This is a genomic window from Streptomyces sp. NPDC088810 (assembly GCF_044750305.1).
GTDB lineage: Bacteria > Actinomycetota > Actinomycetes > Streptomycetales > Streptomycetaceae > Streptomyces.
Genome location: NZ_JBIVJQ010000013.1, coordinates 184,547 through 202,809, shown reverse-complemented (window position 1 = coordinate 202,809; position 18,263 = coordinate 184,547). Strand labels below are relative to the sequence as shown.

Here is an 18,263-nt window from a genome sequence, read left to right as displayed (position 1 = left end):
AGGGACGACCATGACGGACGAGACGGCACCGCAGCCGACACCAGCCGCGCTCTCCGCGGATGAGCAGGCGAAGGCGCTGCGCGACCGGCTGAAGAAGGACGCGAAACCGGGCGAGGACCGCCCCCTTGGCAGCCTCAAGGGCACGTACGAGCCGGCCGACCGCCACACGTCCCCGCCAACCCCACCGGCCCCACCGACACCGCCCCCGCCGGCGCCGTCCGCCCCACCCACTCCGCCACCCGCCGAGTGACCGGCCGTGCCCTCCAACCTCGCCGGGCTCACGGCCCTGCTGTACGCGGCCGTGCCCGGCTATCTCTACCTCGTCCGCTACGAACGCCACGGCCTGCGCGAACACCCGAGCGCCGCACGGGAGATCGCCGAACTCTTCACGGTCGGCACCTTCGCGACGCTGGCCGCCGCCGGAGGCGTCCTGGCCCTGGCCGAGCACGTGCCGGGCCTCGCCACGCTCGACGGCACCCTGTCCGGAGCGGCGTACGCCCGCTCCCACGCCTGGCACCTTGTGCGGTCCGGCGTCCTCATCCTCATCCTCAGCACGCTCGCCTGCATCGTGCTGGGGGAGCTGCGCGGTCGCCACCGTGGCGCCAGCAGCTGGTCCGCCATACCCGGCACGGTGTGGGCCGAACTCCTCAAGCCCCGGCGCGGCGAGGCGGATCCCGCAGTGCAGGTGCTGATGGACGACGGCACGATGGTGTACGGCAGCGGACACATGGTCTCCGACGAGCGGGACACCGCTTACCGCGACGTCGCCCTGCACCACCCCATCTCGATCCGCGGCCCCGACGAGGACCGCCCGCGGCCCTCGGACGCGGACTATGTCATCATCCCCGGCGGACAGATCCGGCTCATCGAGATCACCGCGGTCCTCGTGAATCGCGGCCCACGAAATTGAGTGCCCGCACCACGCAGCGGCTGCAGCCACCTGGAAGTGCAGCGACATGGCACGGGACCGCCGGTTGACCGAACCGGCGATTCCGCCCGTGTTTCCTTTCGGTGGAGAAACCTTTCGACTCCTGGCCTCGGACCGTTCTCTGCCCCACCTCCTTGCGTCGCGGAACTCAATCAGATGACGCATTCCTCTTTCGGCATCCGACTGCTGCTGGCATCCTTGGGTTCCTCGCGACGAGCGGCGCAACGGTGGGGGCACAGTGGCAAGAGGGCAGCGCAGCGCGCTGGGACAGCTGATCAGAATGTTGAGCCTGTCGGCGCTCATGGTGGTTTATTTCGGCAGTTTGTGGGCCACCTACCGGCAATTACACGACGCACCGGCGTTTGACGGAACACTCGGAGTACCCAGTTGGGGCCATGCGGCTTTGGTCATGGGTCTTATGGTGTGCGGAGGACTGGGCGTCACAGCAGCGATCATCGAGGGCCGCCGCGAAATATCTTCCTGGGCTATCACCGTAACGGGTGCAGCAGCCGCGCTGGCCTGGAGCCTGTGGGCCTCTTTCAACAAGGAGGACGACACGGTAGGCATGCTCTTCGCCGCCATCGCGCCTTTGATCAGCCTGCTGGCGCTTGCAGAACTCATGCGTCAATTGCGGACACGACCGAGTATGTGACATAGGGCCGATCAAAGGGATCGATTTCTCGTACCGGGTAAACGCACAGGTGGGTTCGAGGACGCGAAGGGTGCGCTCACCAGCCACGTACGTCCTGTCGGACGCAGACGGGCTGCCCGTACTTCGTCGGTGCCTCAGCCGCCAACGTCCGCGACTGAGTCGGGCGATGACCCCGGATGTATTCGGCGGAACGGCGGTAGGGCAATAGCCGCGGGTCGATGAAGGCGGTCCATTTCGTGTAGTTCAGGATGATCCCGAAGAGGGCCAATTGTGCGTGCCGGGCTCTGAGGTACCCGATGAAGCTGCCCAGAAGGAAGCGGAGCGGAGCGGGCCCCTCTGCTTGGAGATCGCCCGCGAACCCTCCTTCGATGAGGAGAACGCGCGCCTCCAGAAGACTGGTGATATGTCCGTAATCCGTGCGGAAATTCGTCCACCTGCGCGGCGAACGCGGTGCTCGGGTCGGTGAGGGGGTGGGTTCATCAGGCGTCTCTGTGTGCGTCATCGCCTGGCCGCGGTGCGGTGGTCAGGATGCGGCCCGGGGCGGGGTGATGTCACGGACGAAGACGGGCTTGAGGTGCTTTTCGGGCAGGGCATCGGGGAGTTGTTCCCAGTCGAGGACGTGGAAGATGACGCGTTCGGGTGCGACGGTGCCGGAGGCGGCGAGGGCGAGGGCGTCGGGGATGTGGTTGCGGACGTTGTCGCGGGCGACGCGGAGGGTGACGCCGGTGAGGTACATGTCGAGCAGCGGCAGCTCACCGGGGCGGAAATGGTTGCCGGCCGACTCGCAGACGCCCTCGGGTGCAAGGGACTTACGGCGAGGGCGAGCTGCTCGACGCGGCCGGTCGCCTCGACGGCGAGGTCGAAGCCGTGGCGGATCGGTTCGATCGCTTCGGCGGTGCGGGCACCGAAGCCCTCGGCGAGCTTGCGGTGCTCCGGGTCGGGGTCGACGTAGAGGACGTCGGAGGCGCCGAGCGCACGGGCGATGTCGCACACGTAAAGGCCGATGCTGCCCCGGGTCACCACCAGTACCCGGGCGCCGGGACGGGCCTTGAGGTGGGGCGCGACCAGGCGCCAGGACAGTGACCAGTTGTCGCTCGCCGAGGCCATCGCGACCGGATCGAGGACGGCTGGTAGCGGGACGAGCATGGTGTCCGCGTACGGGACGCGGACCAGGTCGGAGAAGAGGCCGCCCCAGGTGCCGCCGATCGGCGCGCCGTACATCGCCATGTGCGGGACCGAGGTGCAGTGGGCGGTGAGCCCGGTGCGGCAGCGGTCGCAGGTGCCGCAGCTGATGGACCAGGGCACGACGACGAGGTCGCCGGGAGCCACGGTCGTCACGTCGTCGCCGACGTCGGTGACGCGGGCGACGCACTCGTGCCCGAGGGCGAACGGCGGGCCGATGAAGCCGTGCCCGGCCAGGATCGCGGAGTCCACGTCGCACGAGGTCGCGGCGACCGGCGCGACGACCGCCGCCTGATCGGAGCCGAGCTCGGGATCCGGGGCCTCGCGCCACTCGACTGTGCGGCGGGCGACGTACGTCAACTCACGCATCGGCCTGCTCCGTGCCCTGCTGTGCCAGGTCGACCAGGTCGGCGTACCGGATGACGGAGCTGCCCGCGCCCCACGTCCCGTCCGGCTGCTCGCGCAGGAGGACCCACACGCGCAGCGCGTCCTCGGGAGCCAGACCGGCGGCGGACAGGACCGTCGTCGTCGCGTCCTGGACCAGGCCGGCCTTGCGCCGCTGCGCCGACGACGTCGCCCTGTGAACCAGAGATGATCACGTAGGGTGTGTGATCGATAACGATCTGGACCGAGCCCTTGTGGGTGGTGTGATCCGTTTTAGCCTCCGGTCATGGGATTTCTTTCAAGCCGCCGTAAGCGGGCACGTCTCGCCCCTGAACTCGACGACCGGGAGTTGGGCAGACTGCTGAAGTCCCTGCTGGCGACCACCAGGACGGGTACGATCGCCACCACAGACCTGTGCACGGCTCAGGTCTCCCGGCTCCTGGACCAGCATCCGGGGGACTGGGATCGTCGTACGCACCGCATCAGCGTTCTGGCGGATTTCCTCGCTGCATCGCGTCTGCCGAGGTTGTGGGTCGCGCGCGAGCCCCGTAATGCGACCGCGCTCGTACTGCATGCCTGGTCCCAGGCCGCGCACACCGGCGCCCAGGATGATCCGGGCGCCACGGATGACGCAGTGGAAAGCTGTCTGCGCGCCGCCGAACTCACACCGGACGATCCCACCCCCTGGGTGGCCCTGCTCAAGGTGGCACGTCGGCAACGCTGGACGCAGCCCCAAGTGTTCGGGGTGTGGAACGAGGTGCTCGCGCGTGACCGTTGGAACCGCGAGGCGTACATGAACATGCTGGGCTACCTCACCCCGGAGGAGGGAGGCTCTCGGCTGCAGGTTCTGGAGTTCGTCGACGGGCTGGGCGCCCGTGTGCCCGCCAACGCGCCCTGCGTGGCAACGGAACTCACTGCACAGGTCTTCCAGTACCACGCCATTCTCGGCCGGGGCGGATACGAAGCACTGGTGGCACGGACCCATTGGTCCCAGGGGATTGCGGCCCAGGCACTCGACCGCGTGGCCCACACATGGGCACAGCCGGGATTCCTCCGTCATGCCAAGGCCCTTGCCGACTTGAACCTTCTCGCCTACGCGCTGATGGCCGGCGACCGACGCGTTGAGGCACGGGCGGTGTTCGAGGCGATCGGTGGGATCGTCACCGACTGGCCCTGGCAGATGGGCGGCGACCCCCTGACCGAGTTCGAACAGGCGCAGCGCAGGGCCACGGTAGGCATGTGAGCCGAGGGCTGGTGTGAAGCTCGGCGTCGGCGTGGGGGCACAGGGAAGGTGCCGCGCATCGGGGACCGACGGGTCCGCGCCTCTATCAGGGGGTCGATACTGGTGGACTCGCGTATTCAACCGAGGCGGTCGCGGATCCACATCGCGGTAGTGCCGTGGGGGTTGCCGGCGCGGGCGACCAGCGCGGTCAGCGGCGGCACCTCCGATCCGGGCTGGGACTGGAGGGACATATCGAGCTCCCCGGGAACATGGGCATCATGTTCCTAAGAGCCTGACTCAACGTCACAGTCGTTAACTGCCCGTCCTCAAGATTCCCGACGGAGTCCTTCAGTGAAGATCCGACGGACCTCGGTCAGTCGATGCCTTCGACGATGCGGAAGTCGCGCTCGACGCCGTCGGAGAGGGCGACCAGCGCCTCCTGGTAGGCCGCACTCTCGTGCGCCGCGACGGCCTGCTCGAAGCTGTCGAACTCGATCAGGACGGTGCGCTCGGCGATTCCGGCGTCATGCGCCACGACCCGACTGCCACGGGCGAGGATCCGACCGCCCCCGGCCTCGACGGCCGGACCGGCCAGCTTGTTGTAAGCAGCCAGCTTCTCAGGGTCTGAAATGGTGCGGTAGGCGCTGACCCAGTAGCCCTTGGGCATGGAACCTCCAGTGTTGGCATGTGTGCCTCTGACTTACGGGTTGGTCTCGGACGAGCGTCGGCGGGCGAGAGCGAGGCTTGTCAGCGTCGTGATCGCCATGGCGCCGATGCCGACCAGCGCCGCGGTGGTGTAGGCGCTGTCGTCGGGGAAGAGGTGGCCGGGGCCGGTGCCCGCGGCGAGGATCAGGCCGCCGATGGCGCTGCCCAGGGAGTATCCGACGCTGCGGACGACGTAGTTGAAGCTCATGGCGCTCGACGTCTCGCTCTTGGGGGTGAAGGCCAGGATGACGCCGGGCATCGCGGCCGAGAAACCGCCGACGCCGAAGCCGAGCACGCCCATCGCCGCGAACAGTTCGGCCAGGTCCGACCGGGCCGCCGCGAACAGGGCGAACCCGCCGCCGACCACGACGGCGCTGCCGGCCAGGAGCAGGGGGTCGGCGATCCGCGTCCGGACCCGCGGCGTGAGCTTGCCGGCGACGAACCCCAGCACCGAGAACGGGATGAGGACCAGCCCGGCGACGAAGGTCGTCAGCCCGAAGCCGTAGCCGGCGCCGTGCGGCGTCTGCGCGTACCGGGTGATGAGCGTGAGCAGGAGGTACATGCCGATCCCGCCGGCGAACATGGCGAGGTTCGCCCCGGCGACCGCCGGGTGCCGCACCGCCCGCACATCGACCAGGGGCGTCGTGCTGCGCAGCTCGATGACGGCCCAGACGCAGAGCAGCACCACCGCGACGACGGCGAGGCCCGCCGCCACGGCGAGGTGCCGGTTCCACAGATTCCGTTCGCCGGCGAGGAACAGCACCAGGAGCAGCGCAGCGGCCAGGACGACCGCGCCTGCCACGTCCACGTGGGCGGAGCGGCCTTCGGGGGCTTCGGGCATGGAGCGCCACGCGGTCAGGAGGGCGGCGGCGGTGACGACCAGGCCGAGGCCGTAAGCGGCCCGTACCCCGCCGAGCTCGGCGAGCAGTGCGGCCAGCGGGTAGCCGACGCCGGCCCCGATGATCGAGACCACCGAGATCAGGGCGATCACGGCCGCGCTGCGCTCCTCGGGGAGGTGGTCCCGGGCCACGCCCATCATCAGCGCCGTCAGCCCGAGCCCGACGCCCTGGGCCGCCCTGCCGGCCAGCAGCCACGCGAACGGCAGCGGCAGCACGGTGAGCGCGCTGCCGACGACGACGACCGCCAGCGTGGCGAGGATCGTGGCCCGCCGGTGCGGGCCGGCTCCGAGCCGGCCCAGGACCGGCGTGGCGACGGCGCCGCTGAGCAGCGCGACGGTCAGCGTCCACTGCGCGCTGCCGAGCGAGACGTGGAACGAGGTCGCCACGCTGGTGATGAGCGGCGTCCCGAGGCTGGCGACCGCCGCCACGACCAGAGCGATGAACATCAGGGCGGGGATCAGCAGCCGCGCCTCGGAACGCGCCACCGGGAACGCCTCCACCGCGACCCCGCCGACCGGCTGCCCGGTCACTGCCTCGGCCCTTCGCGGTCCTGGCTTTCCAGCTCTGCCAGATGCTTCAGCGCCGGAAGGGCCGCCACCAGCGCCTCGACCTCGTCGCCGGTGAGCTCGCCGATCAACCGCTCGAACGCGTGGACGCCCGCCTGGCGCCGCGTCCGGACATAGGAGGCGCCGGCCTCGGTCAGGCACACCAGCGTGACCCGCTTGTCGGACGCGTCGCCCCGCCGCTCGACCAGGCCGGACTCCTCCATCACCCGGACCAGGGCGGTCATCGCGGGCTGGGTGACGCCCTCGACCGCGGCCAGATCGGTGATGCGCCGCGGGCCGGTCCGGTCCAGGGTGGCCAGGGTGGCGGCGGACGTCAGGCTCATGTCCCGGGGCAGGCGTCGCGCGGCCCTGGTGGCCAGGCCGTAGAGGGCTGCCCCGATGGCGGCGGACGCGCCAGGAGCGGTGTCTTGACGACTCATGCTCGAAGCATAGCATTTTTATATTCATTGTTTATGGAAATGGTCGAGACTGCCGCGGGCGGCCTCGATCCGCACCCGCGACGGCGGCCGGCCATCGCGCTCGGTGCGCGGCAGGAACCTGCCGCGCGCGTCGTCGCGCAGCATCGTCCTGCTCTACGCCCAGCCCCTCAGCCGCGTTGTCCGCCTCCAACATGAACAGCGCGACCAACCGCGCCTGCCGGTGGCTGTTCCCGGGCCGCCGAGCCGGGCAACCGCTCCACCCCGATGTCCTTGCGGCCCTCCTCAACGACCTCGGCATTCCGACCACCGCCGGCCGCGCTGCCGCGATCCGTCAGCACGTGCTGGAGATGCCCGCCCCGGTCGTCGCGGAGGCTCTGACCTACCACCGGGTTACCACGGCCAGGCTGGCCTCCGAAGCCGGAGGCACCTGGAGCCGGTACGTCTCTGGTGGCCACTGGCGGTCACCACCAGGCTGGACGCCACGGAGCAGTACCTGAACCTGCTACTCCGTAGGAAGGGGACTCAACGGAATCTGCATCAGTGCCCAGCGCGTGAAGGTGAGCAGAGCCTCGCCGGCGATGTCCTCAAGCCGGTCGAAGTTTTCCGGCAGCACGTCGAGCAGGAAGTGCTCGACTTCCCGGTCGGCTCGCTTGATCAGGACGAGAGAGCGGGAACAGGTCTTGGGGGGATGCTCAAGAAGGATCGCTCGCAGAGACCCCGTCGCATTGTTCTGCCAGCGGCAGAACACCGGCCGGACCGGGCTCGACGATCATTACAGTCCAGTCTCATGACGACGATTACGACGCGTACGGTCGAGTACCCGGCCGACGGTTTGACGATGATCGGGCACCTCGCGCTCCCGGCCGGTGTCGACCGCCGGCCCGCGGTGCTGCTCGGACCAGAGGGCATGGGGCTCAGCGACGTCGAGCGCCGCCGGGCCGATGCTCTCGCCGAGCTGGGATATGTAGCGCTGGCCTTCGACCTTCACGGCGGGCGCTATTTGGGTGATCCTGAGGAGATGCTGGCCCGTTGCCTGCCGCTGCTCGCTGATCCCGACCGGATGCGGCGCATCGGCCACGCGGCGCTCGACGAGTTGCGCACCGAGCCCCGGACCGACCCCGACCGGATCGCCGCCATCGGCTACGGCACCGGGGGCGCCATCGCGCTGGAACTCGGACGAGGCGGCGTCAACCTGCGCGCGATCGGGACAGTCAACGCAACGACCACGGGCCGACCGGGCGAGGCAGCGCGCATCCGCTGCCCGGTGTGGGCCGGGGTCGGATCGGAAGACCCGATCATGCCGCCCGCGCAACGAAACGCGTTCACCGCCGAGATGCAGGCCGCGGGCGTCGACTGGCGCCTCACGGTCTACGGCGGCGCCTTGCACGCCTTCCACCACCCGCCGGTCGACCACCCCGTGGTGCCCGGCGTCGGCTACCACCCACGGCACGCGCAGCGAGCCTGGCGCGACGTCGTCGACTTGCTCGCCGAGTGCCTGCCCGTAACAGAGGACCTGGAGGCATGACCCAGGCAAACATGCTGGCGCCAGGACTGGTCAGCGTCGCACACTGACAGTCTCCTCCCCGCAAGCCCTCCCAGCAGAACCACATTCGGCCAGTTGTGCGATCGTGGAGACGTATTCACAAGTGCCGCAGTAAATACCGGATTTAGTGCGACGGAGCCCTGGCCGTGATCGTCGCGACCTGCGGCGGACCGTTCCGGTTTCAGGGCGAGATGTACGCATCTACTGCGGCGTCACTGTGCTGACCACGCGTAAAGCCGCATCAACGTCTACTCATTGCCCCTTGACGCGTATCTCGGCTGAACCCCATCCAGGCTCACGTCCCCTGTCGAGGTTAAGTCGCTCGCTCTTTTTACTCAGTCCTACCAGGTCCTGCTTGCTCGCCTACTTGATCGCTTTGGGCCCTTCTCCGGCATGAGAGCAGGTCAGCGATCAATGGCCAGACCGCAAGCTGCTCCACGGCTCGGGCCATGCCCTTGCGACGCCCCCAGGTACCTGACCGCGCTGCGCGCGGAGGACGAAGTGCTGGTGTTGCAGACGCTGCACTGGGCGGATGAGGTCCGCGACCCGGCCGAGGAGCTTCCCGAGTTGCCCTCGGGCCGCGCAGGGCGGGGCAAGCAGCTGGAGATGGCGCTGGACCTGGTCGACGCGCTCAGCTCCGACTGGGATCCCTCCCGCTACCGCGACACCTACCAGGAGAAGGTGCGCGAGCTGGTCAAGGCCGAGGCCGAGGGCCAGGAGATCGCGGCGGCGGAGGAGCCGCCGGAGGCGACGAACGTGATCGACCTGATGAAGGTCCTCGAGGGCAGCCTGCAGGCCGCCCGGTCCGGCCGCGGCGGCAGGGAGTCGGCTGACGGGCGCGAGGGTAAGGCCGCGCCGCGGAAGGCGGCTACGCGGTCGTCGGCGGCAGGTACGTCGGTGAAGCCGCCGGCGCGGAAGGCTCCGCCGAAGAAGGCGGGGGTGGCGCGGGCCCGCAGCGGCGGTGCCGGTGGCAAGAGGGAGCTGCAGAAGCTGAGCAAGGCGGAGCTGTACCAGCGGGCGACGGACCAGGACCTTCCCGGCCGGTCGAAGATGAGCCGCGAGGAGCTCATCGACGCCCTGGCCCGCAGCGGGCGCCGCCGCAAGACGACTGCCGCGTGAGGAGTGCGGCGCCCCGTGCCACGACCGGTGTCGGTCCGTACCGCCGGCGCAGGGTGCCCTGTCACTACGGCTGGGCGGACACCCTGCGCAGCAGTGCAACCGGGCAGGCCGTCACGTGGAACGGGGCGTGGTCCATGACGTGCATCTCTTCCTGCCAGGCTGCGCTTCCCTCCACCAGTTGCGCGGCGTGCATGCTCTTCACCGCCCGAACCTCGCGAGCTTCGCCCGCAGCTGGAGCACCGACTTCGTGAGGATGTAACTGACCCGGCTCTCGGTCACCCCGAGCACGTTCCCGATCTCGGCGAGCGTGAGCCCCTCGTAGTAGTACAGCGTGACGACGGTTTTCTCCCGCTCGGGCAAGGTGTTGATCGCCCGCGCCAGGAACCGCCGCAGCTCACGGTCCTCCGCAACCTCCACCGGATTGACATGCAGCAGCTCCTCCAGAGCCACGACGTTCGCGACCGACAACTGGACGACCACGGCGTGGAGTTCGTCCAACGTGATCCCCATTTCGGCGGCCACCTCGGTCTCCGAGGGGGTCCGCCGCAGGCGTGCCTCCAGCGTCGCGTACGCCCGCTCGACGGTGCGCGCCTTCTGCCGTACCGACCGGGGAATGCAGTCCAGCGCCTGCAGCTCGTCGATCATCGCGCCGCGGATCCGGGTGATCGCGTATGTCTCGAACTTGATCCCCCGGTCGACATCGAACTGCTCGATGGCATCGATCAGCCCGAAGACCCCCGAGTTGACGAAGTCCGCCTCCTCGACGTCAGGCGGCAGGCCGACCCTCACCCGTCCTGCCACGTACTTCACGAGCGGCGAGTAGTGCAGGATCAGCTGTTCGCGCAGCAGCTCGTCCCCCGTCGCCTTGTACGACCGCCACAGCTCGTCGAGCGAGGTAGCCGCCGGACGCCGAACACCGCCGCCCGCGGTCGATGAAACAGGCGACTTCACGTCGATCGCGGTGGTGCCCAGCGCCGCGGTCCGAGACGCTTGCTCCGCGTAGGCCTGAGCGGACGAGGTGACCGCTGCCCGAGCGGCCCTGTCATCTGCCAGAGCCGCCGGGGCGGGCGCCTCGTGCCGGAGTCGCTCCTTCAGCGCAGCCAGAGATGCTTCCGTTTCCGCTGGCGACACAGCCTGAGTCAGCGCCGCCTCGGTCGCGTCCAGCATGTCCCGGACCGGGTCGTGCTCCGTCGGCGGGGGAGAAGCAGCTTGCTCCTGCTGGTCTTTCGTCACTGCTGGTCTCCTCCCTCTCTGTCGAGCAGTCCCTGCTGCTTCAGTCTGACCGCGAGCGGTTCGAGCTTCTTGCTTGCGTCGCTTCGATGCTTCCGCACGGTTGATTCCTCGATCCGCAGCATGTCGGCGATCTCGGCATAGGACAGGCCGGCCAAGTAGTAGAGCGCCACGACCTCGCACTGGCGAGCGGGGAGACTCGCGATCGCCGTGCACACCTGGACGAAGCTCTCCTTCACATCCATGAGCTCGGCCAGCTCCGGGCCACGCTCCAGCTGCTCGAAGTCGTCGAGGGGAGCGGTGCTCGAGTGGCGATCGCGCAGGTCGATTGCCTGGCGTAGCACTGTCTTGGCGAGCCAAGCACCCCAGTTCCGCACCGGGGTGGAGTCGGGGTCGTTCATGCGGAGCCAGCACCGAGTGAACGCTTCTTGCACGGCGTCGGACGCCAAAGCGCGCTGGGCACCGCACACCATGGACGCTCTGGCCAGCAGTCGCGGGTACCACTCTCGGTACACCGCGTTGAACTCCTCCTCGGATGTGTGTCCAGGCATCTATTCCTGCTCGTTGTCGGGGAGCCGCACGGCCCATGAGACACCGTCCTGGTCCGTGACCTCGACGGAACCTCCGCCGGAGGAGAGCTGGTCCAGCACGACCCTCAGCGTTTCACGCCGGACTGCCTCTCGGATCCCATAGGCAAAGGCACGTGCCGCGATGCCGGCTGCCGTGCCGACACCGGTCGTCAGACACGCCCACCCCCAGACTGTGAGCACCGTAGTCTTCTCCTCTACCGTCGCTCTCGCGTCGGGAAGCTCCCGACACCTGTAAGAGGGAAGCGGCCGCAAAAACGCGTAGGCGGAATGATCGGGGAGACGCTGAGTCAGCCGATCGAGTGACTGCCACAAGCCGCGGTACGTGTGAGTGCGGGCCTTCCGGGTTCGGTGTGGCTAGCGCAAGGTCCGCGTCGTGCGCCGACGGGGGCCGGTCGCATCGCCCACTTTCTTCGGCCGTACACGGTTCGGCCTGCCGAGGACACGCTGGACGCCTACTCAATGGCGGAACGCGCGGCCGGCTGGGCCGGGCGCACACCTGTCCCCGACGACGTGGCACTGCTCGCCCGGACGCAGTGATCGCTCACCGCACGGGCTGGCACCTGCACTACCTGCACCCGTATGCCGAGCATGTCGCCGAATTCGCCGAAACATGGCTGTCGGGCGCGGTCGGCCCGCCGCGCCGACACGTCGATACGACGTTCCGTGACGACCGCCCGGCACGGGACCTGGCCGGATACCGAGCCACTCTGGGCCGGGCCGCATTCGGTCCAAGGCCGTTCGGTCTGGAGCGCCTTCCATCCGGTTGACCGCGCCCGGCTGTTCGAAGAGAGCGGTACGGCCCGGCGCTTGGCCGAGGACCAGATGACCAGGGCACCGGAGAAGCCCTGGCCGTGGATCCGGCTCGGCCTCGCGCTGAGCAGACCTGCCCCGGAAAACGGCATCGACGACGGCGTCCGGACGGCCGCCGGGAGGTCGGTCACACACCGCTCCGGAGGTCGTCAGGGCGGTGTACCTGCACGTCACCGAGGCGACTGGTACGGCACCGGATGCTGTTCTCCTCGCCGCGTGGATCGGAGCTCCGGACGGCACCGGCGACGTACCGCCGCTGCCGCTCACCGGTACGGTGTATGCCGATACGGTCGACTAGGGAGTCGCCTGCCAGGAGAGCGCGGCTGCTGAACTCCTCGATCAGCAAGGGCTGCTGCTCCCCGCCGTGACCGGTGAGCCGTGAGCTGTCGCGGTGTGGTCCTGGACGCGCCGTCACCGGCGGCGCCGTAGGGCTCGGCCGCTCCCTCCGTGGCGCGGGAGAGCAGCAGCTGTGCCGATCAGCCGCGCATGCCGTTCGGGAGCCGCTTGACCAGTCGCGCCGGGCACGCCGAGGTGAGCCTCGCGGGGCCGTGTCCCGGAACGACCGGGCGCCCGGGGCTCATCCGCCTGTCTGCAGGCGGCGCAGCGCGTCCTCGGAGTTCCGGTCGTCGGGCAGGTAGGCCAGGAAGTGGTGGCCGGGCTCGTCCACGGCGGCCAGCTTCACGTACCGCAAGCGCAGCTCGCCCACGACCGGGTGCCGGAAACGGCGTACCGAGGGCTGGAATCCGGCTGTCTCCCGGCGCTCGTACCAGCGGGCTGCGTCGCCGTCGGACCGCAGCTCGCCGATGAGTTCGGCGAACCGCGGATCGTTCGGCCGGCGAGCCGCCCGGGACCGGAACTGGCCGAGCAGCGCGCGAGCGTCCTGTTCCCAGTCGGCGAGCAGGGTGCGGGCCGGCGGCCATCGGAACACCAGCCAGAGCAGGTTGCGCTGCTTGGGGTGCAGCCGTGCCGGATCGGTCAGCAGTGCGGCGTACCCGGCGTTCCACGCCAGCAGGTCCCAGTGCGGGTCGAGCACCACGGCGGGGTGCGGTGTCATGGCCTGCACCAGAGTGAGCAGGTTGCGTGACACCCAGGTGGGGGCGTCGGCGGGCGGCCCGCTCTCCTCCACGAACGCCAGGACGTGCGCGGTTTCCGCGGCGTCCAGCCGCAACACCCGCGACACGGCGCGCAGCACCTGCGCCGAGGTGCGCACCCGGCCCTGCTCCAGCCACGTGTACCAGGAGACGCTGATGCCGGCGAGTTCCGCGACCTCGGCCCGCCGCAGCCCCGGTGTCCGGCGGCCCGGGGCGTCCGGCAGGCCCACGTCCATCGGCGTCAGCCGTTCACGGCGGGACCGCAGGAAGGCCCCCAGTTCACGGCGGGGGGACTCGCCCGGCGGTGTGGGCGCGGTGCTCACCGACCACCGCGCCGGCGGCCGGCCGCGGCCGGCGAGGAAGACAACCTGCCGCGCGTCATGGTGCTGCTCCTCCGGACAGCGGGCGTCCGCCCCGACCGCGAGCGCCCTCTTGTGATGCTGCCGCCACCAGGCGCGATGCCGGACCGGCAGGCTGTCAGTGATGGTAATAGCCGGCGGTCTCCGCCCCGCGGGGCCCGGTGCTGAACTGGTGACGGACCGCTTCCGTCAAGGTCCGGTCCGTCTCTGTCACCCGTTCTCGTCGAGCCTTCTCGGAAGGAAGCGTCCACCCCGTGACCACCACCGCGCCGACACCGGTGGCGACCTTGCCCGCGTCCTCCTTGCGGCTGCTGCGCACCGCCGGCTTCGTCAGCAACTTCGACCGCTTCTGCATCGCCCCCATGCTGTTTCTCATCGGCCCCCGGCTCGGTGCCCCGCTCCCGACCGTGGTACTGGCCGCGAGTGCCTACTACCTCGCCTACGGGCTGATGCAGCCGGTGTGGGGGGTGGCCAGCGACCGGTGGGGCCGCGTGCGGGTGATGCGGGTGTCGCTCACCGGCGCGGCGCCGGCCGCCCTGGCCTCGGCCCTCGCTCCCGACGCTCCCGTGCTGATCGCGGCCCGCGCCCTCGCCGGCGCGTTCTTCGCCGCCTCCATCGCCTCCTCCTTGACGTACGTGGGCGACACGGTGCCCGCCGCGATACGGCAACGCCCCCTCAGCGAGCTGATGACCGCGTTCGCGCTGGGCACCGCCGTGGCCACGGTCGTCGCCGGGGCCGTGGCGCACTACCTCACGTGGCGGCTGGTGTTCGCGCTGCCGGGCGTCCTCGCCGCCTACCTCGCGGTGGCCCTGCGCCGCCTGCCCGAGCCCGATCGGGCCCTCTCCGGATCACTGCTGGCGCCTTTCCGCGTGGTCCTGTCCGCGCCGTGGCAGTGGTACGTGATGGCGGTGGCGATGCTGGAGGGGGCGGTTCTCCTCGGCTTCCTGACCTACCTGGCCCCCGCCCTGGAGGGGCGGGGAGTTCCCACCACCCTGGCCGGCGCGGTCGCGGGCCTGTACGGGGTCGGTTCCATCGCGGCGGCCCAGGTGGTCAAGCGGCTCGTCGGGCAGTGGTCCCCGGTGGGCCTGATCGTGGCCGGCGGGGTGCAGACGGCTGTGGCGTACCTGCTCGCCGGGTGCAGCCAGTCCACCGGGGCACTCGTCGTAGTCGCCCTGCTCCTCGGGAGTGGCTGGTCCTTCCTGCACTCCACGATCCAGTCGTGGGCGACGGCGCTGTCCCCGAGGGCCCGCGCAACGGGCGTGGCCATGTTCGGTGTCGCCCTGTACGTGGGCAGCGCCCTGGCCAGCGGGCTGGCGGCCTCCACCGCTCAGGCGCACCACTACCGGCTCCTGTTCGGGCTGGCGGCCCTCCTGACCGTCCCCCTGACGGCGGCCGCGGCGGTGGGCCGGGCACGCTGTCGCTGAGGCGCGGTCCGGTACGTCAGCCGTGCAGCCGTGGTCCGAGAACGCTTCCGGAACAGGCGCCCCGCACAGGGAGGCTGCGACTTGAGGAACATCGGCGTGGAGGGGAGTTGGTCCGGCCGTGATCCATCACCCCGAAGAGGCGAAGTGAGTCTGGGCGTTCACACCGTGGGGACCGTGGCCCGCAGTTCCCTCACGAAGGCGCGTACGACAGCGGATCCGGCCAGTTCCGAGGTGGTGACGTAGCCGACCTGGCGTGTGGGGCGTTGCGGACCGAGATCGGCGATCTGGACCGAGTCCGGTGCTCCGGCCAAGGAGAGCGCGGGCATGATCGCCATTCCGTGACCTCCACTCACCAAGGAGAGCACCGCCCCGTCGTCCTCGGCCTCGACGGTCGCCTTCGGGATCCAGTCCTGCGCAGCCCACCAGTCGCGGGTGTACGAGCCGCAGTTTTCAGCCCAGTCGACCAGCGGCAGCGAACGCGGGGCGGCGTGTCCCGCCGCGTGCACCAGGGCATACGGCTCCTCGAAGAGTCCGCTCGTGACCAGACCCGGTGGAAGCGGCACGGAGCCGCTCAGCGTGGCAATGGCTAGGTCGGCCTTCCCGTCGGCCACTTCACCCGCGGTGCCGCGCCCCACCTCGCGCACGATTCGCACCCGCGGCTCGATCCCGGGATGCCGGGCGCGCAGCCGCTGAAGGACGGGCGGCAGCAGGTGGAGGGCCGCGCTGCGGAAGGCAGCGATCCGCAGCGGCCCTTCCGCAGCATCGGACCGAGCCGCACCCAGCGCCTCAGCGGTCAGGACGTCCAGCAGGCGCAGAATGCGGCGCGCGTGCGCCACGGCCTTCTCTCCGGCAGGGGTGGGGCGGGCGCCGGTGCGGCCGCGTTCGAAGAGCACGGCACCGATCTTGCGCTCGCTGCCGCGGACCGAGTGCGAGACCGCGGACTGGGTCAGACCGAGTGTCCCGGCCGCGGCCGAGAAGGCGCCGGTGTCCGCGACCGCCACGAGGACGCGCAGCTCGTGGGGGGCGAGATCGGAGTCGGTCGTGCGGGCCACGGGGCGCTCACCTCAAGGTATGAGAACTGCTCATGGAACGGGGTGTCGCATGAGCCCAACCGGCTGCCCACCAGGCGCATTCCCGCCCTATGTTCCGATCATGAACGAGACCGCGCTCACCGTGCACCAGACCGCCCGCCCGCACGGCTTTCCCACCGCCGAGCACTTCGCCTTCGTCGAGTCCGCGCTCCCCGAACCCGTAGTCGGCACGGCGCTCGTGGAGAACCTCTACTGGTCTGTCGACCCCTATCACCGCGAGATGATGGACGAGGTGCCCGGCGGCTTCGGGCTCCACGCACCGCTGGAGGGCCGGACGATCGGGCGGGTCATCGCCTCGCGTACGCCTCGACTGGCCGAGGGTGAGACCGTGTTCCATCGGCAGGGCTGGCGCACGCACGCCGTCGTCACGCCGGAGGAGGTCCGGCAGCTGCCCCGCTTCGGCGGGGTGCCGCCTACCGCGTACTTGGGCATTCTCGGTGGCACCGGCCTGACCGCCTATGTGGGCCTGACCCGGATCGCCCGGCTCCAGGAGGGCGAGGACCTGTTCGTGTCGGCCGCAGCGGGCGGGGTCGGCACGGCGACCGGGCGGTTCGCCCGGCTGCTCGGCGCGGGACGCCTCGTGGGCAGCGCGGGATCGGCAGCGAAGGCCGGCCACCTCACGCGGGAGGTCGGCTATGACGCCGTCTTCGATTACCACGACGGGCCCGCCGCCGACCTGCTCGGCAAGGTCGCGCCGGACGGCATCGACGTGTTCGTCGACAACGTCGGTGGCGAGCAGCTGGCCGCGGCGGTGGGAGCGATGCGCGAGTTCGGGCGCATCGTCCGCATCGGCACGATCAGCCAGTACAACACCCCCGACGCGCCGCCACCGCGCTTCGACTACGCGGACATCGTGGAGAAGAGCCTCCGCATGGAGGGCTTCTTGGTCAGCAACCACCGCGACGTGCAGGAGGAGTTGTACGAGTTCGCGGTACCGCATCTGCAGAGCGGCCGACTCGCGCTGGACGAGACGGTGGTTGACGGGTTCGAGCACATCGTGGACGCGTTCTTGGCAATGCTGCGCGGCGCTAACACCGGCAAGATCATCGTGCGCGACCGCATGGAAAGCCCGAAAGAACTCACTGTCGCGGAGTAGCGCCCCCCTGGCCTCGGACCAGCCCGGCAGTTGCACGGTTTCGAAGCGCTGCCGGAGTGCCAGGGAGGATCCGCAGGGCACCTGGCAGGCGTCGTAGGAGCCGCGGGATTGCCGGAGACGTCTTCCCTGGCGGGTGCCCATCGTCGTCCACGACTTCACCCGGCTGTTGCATGACCCCAGCGCGGCGGCGCGCGTCGGCCGAGTCGGGCACCAGGCAGCCGAGCAGTGGACCGACACACCACAACGCGGCGTAGACGGCGGCCGAGCGAGAAGGGGCCGCTGCTGAGGGCGACCACGGCCGCACGGCCATGCGCAGCTCGTGTACATGGGTCGCGTCGACACGGGAAACCGATGATCACTCGACGACGCGAGAGGAGCTTTCCGTGCACAAGGGCAAGTGGATAACAGGTAGTGCGCGCAAGGAGCTGACCGAAACCTTCGTCAAGGAGTATCGCGAGGGGCGGTCGATCCGTGCCATAGCCGAGGCTCATGGCCGGTCTTACGGATTCGTGCATCGCGTGCTCACCGAAGCCCGCGTGCCCCTCAGGGCACGGGGAGGCGATTCCCGCACCGGCACTGCCGGCCAGAACTCCGGGACGTCTGCAGACGGCATTGCGCCGAGGCTGCCTGCCCTCGGTCAATAGAGGGAGGTCTCCGGCGACTCCAGCGGTTCGCGCGCAGTCCGCAGGGGAGGCGCACGGTCGGACGAGTACGCCGTACCGCGTCCGTCCACGCCACCGAGCCCAGCTCGTCCGCCGGTCAGCGACGTTCGCGGGCTGTCCGCCACCGAAGCGACGATCTGCGAGTCGCCGCCCGGGCCAGTCACGGCCGGCAGGGTGGCGGCTCCGGACGTCGGTCAAGGACCGGCGCACACGGACCGGGCGGCCTTCTATGCCTTCCGCGCCTCGTTTTGCACCCGGCGCATGGCCTCGGCCAACGGCTTGAACTGGAGG

The 18,263-nt window shown here is 69.9% G+C and carries 20 protein-coding genes and 2 pseudogenes; 10 read left to right on the top strand and 12 right to left on the bottom strand.

Annotation, left to right across the window (positions count from 1 at the left end; translation table 11 throughout):
- The first annotated feature begins 10 nt into the window (after positions 1–10).
- The 3 genes from ACIP4Y_RS32970 to ACIP4Y_RS32960 all read left to right on the top strand — a co-directional run bounded on the left by ACIP4Y_RS32970 (position 11) and on the right by ACIP4Y_RS32960 (position 1,580).
- A complete protein-coding gene (locus ACIP4Y_RS32970; RefSeq protein ID WP_401399460.1) occupies positions 11–250 on the top strand; it encodes a hypothetical protein in 240 nt (79 codons plus the stop codon).
- A gap of 6 nt (positions 251–256) precedes the next feature.
- Positions 257–910, top strand: a complete 654-nt coding sequence (locus tag ACIP4Y_RS32965; RefSeq protein WP_401399459.1) for a DUF6338 family protein — start codon at positions 257–259, stop codon at positions 908–910.
- 256 nt (positions 911–1,166) lie between these two features.
- Positions 1,167–1,580, top strand: coding sequence for a hypothetical protein (locus tag ACIP4Y_RS32960; RefSeq protein ID WP_401399457.1), 414 nt, complete (start codon positions 1,167–1,169; stop codon positions 1,578–1,580).
- A 523-nt stretch (positions 1,581–2,103) separates the two neighbouring features.
- Here ACIP4Y_RS32960 and ACIP4Y_RS32955 read toward each other — a convergent pair.
- A pseudogene (locus ACIP4Y_RS32955) lies at positions 2,104–3,131 on the bottom strand (zinc-binding dehydrogenase).
- Positions 3,124–3,327, bottom strand: a pseudogene (locus ACIP4Y_RS32950) (4-oxalocrotonate tautomerase family protein); the annotation flags it as partial. The pseudogenes ACIP4Y_RS32950 and ACIP4Y_RS32955, both read right to left, overlap by 8 nt.
- A 105-nt stretch (positions 3,328–3,432) precedes the next feature.
- On the opposite strand from ACIP4Y_RS32950, the gene ACIP4Y_RS32945 reads away from it, so the two are divergent.
- The gene (locus ACIP4Y_RS32945) at positions 3,433–4,389 is read left to right on the top strand and encodes a hypothetical protein (protein ID WP_401399455.1); all 957 of its coding nucleotides are present in this window, start codon (positions 3,433–3,435) and stop codon (positions 4,387–4,389) included.
- Between the two features lie 352 nt (positions 4,390–4,741).
- Here ACIP4Y_RS32945 and ACIP4Y_RS32940 read toward each other — a convergent pair whose 3' ends face one another.
- The 4 genes from ACIP4Y_RS32940 to ACIP4Y_RS32925 form a co-directional block, all read right to left on the bottom strand.
- Positions 4,742–5,035, bottom strand: a complete 294-nt coding sequence (locus ACIP4Y_RS32940) for a DUF1330 domain-containing protein (RefSeq protein WP_059130497.1) — start codon at positions 5,033–5,035, stop codon at positions 4,742–4,744.
- Between the two features lie 33 nt (positions 5,036–5,068).
- Positions 5,069–6,502 carry an MFS transporter gene (locus ACIP4Y_RS32935; RefSeq protein WP_401399453.1) on the bottom strand — a complete coding sequence of 478 codons (1,434 nt, stop codon included), beginning with the start codon at positions 6,500–6,502 and terminating at the stop codon, positions 5,069–5,071.
- Positions 6,499–6,861: a MarR family winged helix-turn-helix transcriptional regulator gene (locus tag ACIP4Y_RS32930; protein ID WP_401399570.1), complete on the bottom strand. Its 363-nt coding sequence runs from the start codon at positions 6,859–6,861 to the stop codon at positions 6,499–6,501. Before ACIP4Y_RS32930 ends, ACIP4Y_RS32935 begins: the two co-directional genes overlap by 4 nt.
- Before the next feature lie 598 nt (positions 6,862–7,459).
- The gene (locus ACIP4Y_RS32925) at positions 7,460–7,705 is read right to left on the bottom strand and encodes a hypothetical protein (protein ID WP_401399452.1); all 246 of its coding nucleotides are present in this window, start codon (positions 7,703–7,705) and stop codon (positions 7,460–7,462) included.
- Positions 7,706–7,744: 39 nt separating this feature from the next.
- Here ACIP4Y_RS32925 and ACIP4Y_RS32920 point away from each other — a divergent pair, with 39 nt between their 5' ends.
- Together ACIP4Y_RS32920 and ACIP4Y_RS32915 are read left to right on the top strand one after the other, a co-directional pair.
- Positions 7,745–8,482, top strand: a complete 738-nt coding sequence (locus ACIP4Y_RS32920) for a dienelactone hydrolase family protein (RefSeq protein ID WP_401399450.1) — start codon at positions 7,745–7,747, stop codon at positions 8,480–8,482.
- A gap of 519 nt (positions 8,483–9,001) precedes the next feature.
- A complete protein-coding gene (locus tag ACIP4Y_RS32915; RefSeq protein ID WP_401399449.1) occupies positions 9,002–9,619 on the top strand; it encodes a hypothetical protein in 618 nt (205 codons plus the stop codon).
- A gap of 64 nt (positions 9,620–9,683) precedes the next feature.
- Here ACIP4Y_RS32915 and ACIP4Y_RS32910 read toward each other — a convergent pair whose 3' ends face one another.
- The 4 genes from ACIP4Y_RS32910 to ACIP4Y_RS32895 form a co-directional block, all read right to left on the bottom strand.
- On the bottom strand, positions 9,684–9,821 hold the full coding sequence (locus tag ACIP4Y_RS32910; RefSeq protein WP_401399447.1) for a hypothetical protein: 138 nt from the start codon (positions 9,819–9,821) through the stop codon (positions 9,684–9,686).
- Positions 9,818–10,591 carry a FliA/WhiG family RNA polymerase sigma factor gene (locus tag ACIP4Y_RS32905; RefSeq protein ID WP_401399568.1) on the bottom strand — a complete coding sequence of 258 codons (774 nt, stop codon included), beginning with the start codon at positions 10,589–10,591 and terminating at the stop codon, positions 9,818–9,820. Before ACIP4Y_RS32905 ends, ACIP4Y_RS32910 begins: the two co-directional genes overlap by 4 nt.
- A 257-nt stretch (positions 10,592–10,848) precedes the next feature.
- Positions 10,849–11,400, bottom strand: a complete 552-nt coding sequence (locus tag ACIP4Y_RS32900) for an RNA polymerase sigma factor (RefSeq protein WP_401399445.1) — start codon at positions 11,398–11,400, stop codon at positions 10,849–10,851.
- Positions 11,401–11,891: 491 nt separating this feature from the next.
- Complete coding sequence (locus tag ACIP4Y_RS32895) at positions 11,892–12,380, bottom strand: hypothetical protein (RefSeq protein WP_401399443.1); 489 nt, start codon at positions 12,378–12,380, stop codon at positions 11,892–11,894.
- A 26-nt stretch (positions 12,381–12,406) separates the two neighbouring features.
- Here ACIP4Y_RS32895 and ACIP4Y_RS32890 point away from each other — a divergent pair, with 26 nt between their 5' ends.
- Positions 12,407–12,547 carry a hypothetical protein gene (locus tag ACIP4Y_RS32890; protein ID WP_401399442.1) on the top strand — a complete coding sequence of 47 codons (141 nt, stop codon included), beginning with the start codon at positions 12,407–12,409 and terminating at the stop codon, positions 12,545–12,547.
- A gap of 279 nt (positions 12,548–12,826) precedes the next feature.
- Here the strand turns inward: ACIP4Y_RS32890 and ACIP4Y_RS32885 are convergent, their stop codons facing one another.
- Positions 12,827–13,663, bottom strand: coding sequence for a helix-turn-helix domain-containing protein (locus tag ACIP4Y_RS32885; protein WP_401399441.1), 837 nt, complete (start codon positions 13,661–13,663; stop codon positions 12,827–12,829).
- 290 nt (positions 13,664–13,953) lie between these two features.
- Between ACIP4Y_RS32885 and ACIP4Y_RS32880 the strand changes: the two genes are divergently transcribed.
- Positions 13,954–15,123, top strand: coding sequence for an MFS transporter (locus tag ACIP4Y_RS32880; protein ID WP_401399439.1), 1,170 nt, complete (start codon positions 13,954–13,956; stop codon positions 15,121–15,123).
- Positions 15,124–15,281: 158 nt separating this feature from the next.
- Here the strand turns inward: ACIP4Y_RS32880 and ACIP4Y_RS32875 are convergent, their stop codons facing one another.
- Complete coding sequence (locus ACIP4Y_RS32875; protein ID WP_401399437.1) at positions 15,282–16,175, bottom strand: LysR family transcriptional regulator; 894 nt, start codon at positions 16,173–16,175, stop codon at positions 15,282–15,284.
- Between the two features lie 100 nt (positions 16,176–16,275).
- On the opposite strand from ACIP4Y_RS32875, the gene ACIP4Y_RS32870 reads away from it, so the two are divergent.
- Positions 16,276–17,310 (top strand): NADP-dependent oxidoreductase, encoded by a 1,035-nt coding sequence (locus ACIP4Y_RS32870; protein WP_401399436.1) that lies wholly within the window; start codon positions 16,276–16,278, stop codon positions 17,308–17,310.
- Between the two features lie 383 nt (positions 17,311–17,693).
- On the top strand, positions 17,694–17,954 hold the full coding sequence (locus ACIP4Y_RS32865; RefSeq protein ID WP_401399434.1) for a helix-turn-helix domain-containing protein: 261 nt from the start codon (positions 17,694–17,696) through the stop codon (positions 17,952–17,954).
- Positions 17,955–18,263: the final 309 nt, after the last annotated feature.

Coding starts and splice junctions, on each gene's coding strand:
- ACIP4Y_RS32970 (WP_401399460.1), top strand. CDS start 11: ATGACGGACGAGACGGCACCGCAGCCGACACCAGCCGCGCTCTCCGCG.
- ACIP4Y_RS32945 (WP_401399455.1), top strand. CDS start 3,433: ATGGGATTTCTTTCAAGCCGCCGTAAGCGGGCACGTCTCGCCCCTGAA.
- ACIP4Y_RS32940 (WP_059130497.1), bottom strand. CDS start 5,035: ATGCCCAAGGGCTACTGGGTCAGCGCCTACCGCACCATTTCAGACCCT.
- ACIP4Y_RS32930 (WP_401399570.1), bottom strand. CDS start 6,861: ATGAGCCTGACGTCCGCCGCCACCCTGGCCACCCTGGACCGGACCGGC.
- ACIP4Y_RS32920 (WP_401399450.1), top strand. CDS start 7,745: ATGACGACGATTACGACGCGTACGGTCGAGTACCCGGCCGACGGTTTG.
- ACIP4Y_RS32900 (WP_401399445.1), bottom strand. CDS start 11,400: ATGCCTGGACACACATCCGAGGAGGAGTTCAACGCGGTGTACCGAGAG.
- ACIP4Y_RS32870 (WP_401399436.1), top strand. CDS start 16,276: ATGAACGAGACCGCGCTCACCGTGCACCAGACCGCCCGCCCGCACGGC.